Annotated in this window: 3 protein-coding genes and 1 pseudogene; all 4 read right to left on the bottom strand. The window is 61.4% G+C overall.

Features of this window, described 5'->3' with window-relative positions; all coding sequences use genetic code 11:
* A pseudogene (locus EOD07_RS27665) lies at nucleotides 1-396 on the bottom strand (AAA family ATPase); the annotation flags it as partial.
* 2 nt (nucleotides 397-398) lie between these two features.
* Nucleotides 399-1,232 (bottom strand): Fic family protein, encoded by an 834-nt coding sequence (locus EOD07_RS27660; RefSeq protein WP_245470517.1) that lies wholly within the window; start codon nucleotides 1,230-1,232, stop codon nucleotides 399-401.
* A complete protein-coding gene (locus EOD07_RS27655; RefSeq protein ID WP_073986184.1) occupies nucleotides 1,225-2,370 on the bottom strand; it encodes a hypothetical protein in 1,146 nt (381 codons plus the stop codon). Before EOD07_RS27655 ends, EOD07_RS27660 begins: the two co-directional genes overlap by 8 nt.
* A 136-nt stretch (nucleotides 2,371-2,506) precedes the next feature.
* Nucleotides 2,507-3,375 (bottom strand): hypothetical protein (locus EOD07_RS27650; protein WP_127237648.1); only part of this gene is annotated, 869 nt, incomplete at its 5' end.

Below are 3,375 nucleotides of genomic sequence, written 5' to 3'. Positions count from 1 at the left end.
CCTCTTGAAGGTGGCTGCCTCGTCACCTTCCAGCGGTGCCCGCGCGTTCTTCGCCTGCAGGCTTTCGAGGTCGGAGCCTTCGGCGAAGACATCCGAAATAGCCAGCGCGATCGCCAGGCCGCGCCGGGAGCGGTAGAGCAGCGTGTGCTGCGGGATCGTCATCAACTGGTCGTCGGGATGGATCGCGGCAACCGTCTTGGTGAGCTCGACCTCGCGCGTGCGGCGCACCGAGCCGACCGACACGGTCGAGACGAAGCGGCGGTTGGTGCCGGCAAGCGCGGTGCCGGATTCGCGCGAAGGGTCCTCAAGCACGACGATGCGGGTGATGAAGCTCTGCGCGGTCGCACGGTGCTTTTCGATCGCGGCTTCCGAGATCGTTGTCAGGCCGGTGTCCATGATCAGCTCCTCATCGGAATTATCCTGCCGGCACCTGCGGACGGATCGCGAGCCTGATGCGCGGCATCGAGATAGAGGTCCAGCGTTTGGTCCAGCCTTTCGAAAAGCAGCCTGTCGAAGGCTGCATGACCGCCACCGCGCTGGTCGACTTCTAGCGCCGCGATGTAGGCAGGGCGATCTTCGGGGCGGATTGCCACGGGCGGATAGCCGGCGCGCGCCAGCACAAGATTCATTAAGAGCCGCGCCGTGCGACCATTGCCGTCGTTGAAGGGGTGAATGCCAACCAGTCGCCGGTGAGCCTCGAATGCGGTTTGCGGCCTATTTCGCGCCCCGCCAAGCCAGCGGCAGAAAGCTTCCATGAGTGCGGGTACTTCCGTCGGCGTCGGGAACTCATGAACGCCGGCATCGGTATTCACATAGCGGGCGCTATCGGCGTTCTCCGGCTTGGAATTCGCGACGACCAAATGATGCAGGTTGCGGATGTCCGCCTCGATTATAGGAGCGTCGCGTTGTGCTGCGATTTCCAGCACCCAGCTCAGGGCCCGCGCATGATCGACCGCTTCGAGGTGGTCCTTGAGGGGCTTGCCGCTGATCGTAATGCCTTTCTCCAGGACCAGGGCGGTCTCACCCGCGGTCAGCGTATTGCCCTCGATCGCGTTCGACGTATAGGTGATGTCGATCCGCTGGGTATGCTCCAGGCTATCCAAGGCACCTGGGCGAACCTTCTTTCTTAAAGCGTCGAGCTCTCTTTTCTTGGCGAAAACTTTGCCTGCTGGTGTCATTTTTCGCACCCCGCTCGCGCGCCGCGCCTCTGGCTGCGCAAGCATCTCATACATCGCTGATGACCTGTCCGTTGGACAGGATGTGGACCTTGTAGCCGGAAAAGATCTTCTGCGCTTCGCCGGCGGCATAAAGCGCCTGGTAGGCCTCGTGCGGGATCAGCGCGTGGTTCTCGTAGCTCGACACGCCCTGGCGCGCTGCTTCGAGGTCGTCGGTGTTGATGAAGAATTCCTGCGTGGTCTTCTCGCTGGAGAAAAGACCCTTGCGGCCGGGCTTCTCGGCCTTGGAAAAGACCTCCTGGATGGTCCAGGTGAGCAGCCAGGCGTTCTCCGGCTTGCGCACCTTGGCCAGAACCTCGGTCACCGTCGAATTGTTGTCGGTGATGCCGGCCGAATAGAAGGGCCCGAGCACGACGCGCCGCAATTGCTTGGGGTGCAGCGGCTCGAAATCCTTGTCGAGATTGACGGCGATCGTCGCCGGCGAGAGCGTGTAGGCCGAGTTCTTCTCGGTGAAGTCGTCGAAGCGGTGCGCAAGCTCGGGATTGAGCAGGCCGTCGACGGGTAGCGGGATATCGACCTTCTCGTTCAGCTTGCCGTTCACGTCGACCAGTTGACGCACCATGCTTTCGGAGGAGTCCTCCACCGTCACCATATAGACCAGCGGCAGGTTGGCGCTGCCGTCGAATGTCGCCCAATGGACCAGATAATAGGGCCGCATGGTCTTCGGGTTGACCGAAACCTTGGCCGTCTGCGCCAGGGTGAACGGGCCGAAGGTCGCCTCGCTCTTGACGTCCTCCAGATAGAGCCGCTCGGCCATCGACTTTTGCAGAGCTTCCGGAAATTCCTTGTGGCGCAGGATGAAGTCGGCCATCTCCTCGCGCAGCTCGCCGGCCTGCGGGATGTTGGCCAGGCGGGCGTCGGCCTGCTGGCGGTCGTTTTCCAATTCGAGCAGGTTCTGGAAAACGGGATAGCCGCTGTCGGCGCGCGAGATGCGGAACGTGTCCATGAAGCCGAGCCGGTTGCGCCAGCAGGCAAAGGACTTGTCCAGCCGCGCGATATATTCCGCGACGATCCTGGCGACGATGCCGTGCCGGTAAAGCGGCGAGCGATCGTCGCGCATGAACACTTCCAGCCCGCTCAGTGCCGCCGTGATGGCGGAGAAATAGCGAGCCGCCGCGTCGTTCTCAGGTGTCATGGGACTGCCGTTGCAATGAAATCAGCGGCGCCGCCCAAGCAGATAATCGTAAGATGCCCCACGAATATCTGCCTGGATTCCTTTGTTTTTCGTAGGTTCTGACCGCAAAACCGTGGGACACTTTTGCGGAACCTGCTTAGGACTGCACATAGTTGGCGGCGTTGTGCTTCTTCATCACATCGTCGAAGCGGCGGGCGAAGGCATCGTCGGCAAGCTTCTTGCGGCGCTGGATGTCGGCTGAAGCAACCATGTTCTTCTCATGCATCTCCAAAAGGTCGCCGATGTGCTTCTGCGAGGCGGCGCCGATGCCGGCCATCGTCTCCTCGGCCGTGTTGTCGACCTGGCTGCCCAGCGTGTTGATCTTGTGGGCGACGTCCTGCTGGGCGGCGGTCTTCAGCGAATCTTCCAGCGCCTTGTACAGCACGATGCGCTGCTCGGTGTCGATGGTCAGCTTGTTGATCAGCGTAGACTGCGCGGCGATCTGGTTGTTGAGCGAATCGACGAAGGTCTGGAACATCGAAGTGTAGCGCTCCAGCGTCTGGCTCTCGGCAAGCAGTTCCTGCTCCTTGGCCTGCTTTTCGTTGTATTCGGTCGCCATTTTCGAGCGCTCGCCTTCAAGCTCAGTGCGCTCCTTCTGCGTCGTGGAGGCGGCGATCTTGTTCTCGATGTCGAGCAGCAGAGGGTTCAATTCCTCGATGCGCTTCTGCACCGCCTCGAGGTTGGACATGGTCGTCTTGCGGCGCTCGATCACCTGCGACAGGCTGGTCTCGGAAGTCTTGTAGCGCTGGTCGAGGACCTGCTTCTGCGCCTTCAGGATGCCGACGATGGTGTCCGACTTCGCCAAAAGCTCCTGCAGATTGCCGGCCAGCGACATGTTGCGGACGCGGTCGGTGCGCATGCGCTGCTTGCGCTGCGCCGAAAAGACGCCGACGAAGTTTTCCCAGCCGGTGTAGTTCTTCATGCTTTCGAATTCGGCGCCGAAGACATTGGTGGCATCCTCGAGCC

Source organism: Mesorhizobium sp. M2C.T.Ca.TU.002.02.1.1 (genome assembly GCF_003997225.1).
The sequence above is the reverse complement of the archived record's forward strand: the minus strand, read 5'-3'. Positions and strand labels throughout refer to the sequence as shown.

Bases quoted from the DNA above. Each gene is read 5' to 3' on its own strand.
- EOD07_RS27660 (WP_245470517.1), bottom strand. From the start codon at position 1,232: ATGTATGAGATGCTTGCGCAGCCAGAGGCGCGGCGCGCGAGCGGGGTG.
- EOD07_RS27655 (WP_073986184.1), bottom strand. From the start codon at position 2,370: ATGACACCTGAGAACGACGCGGCGGCTCGCTATTTCTCCGCCATCACG.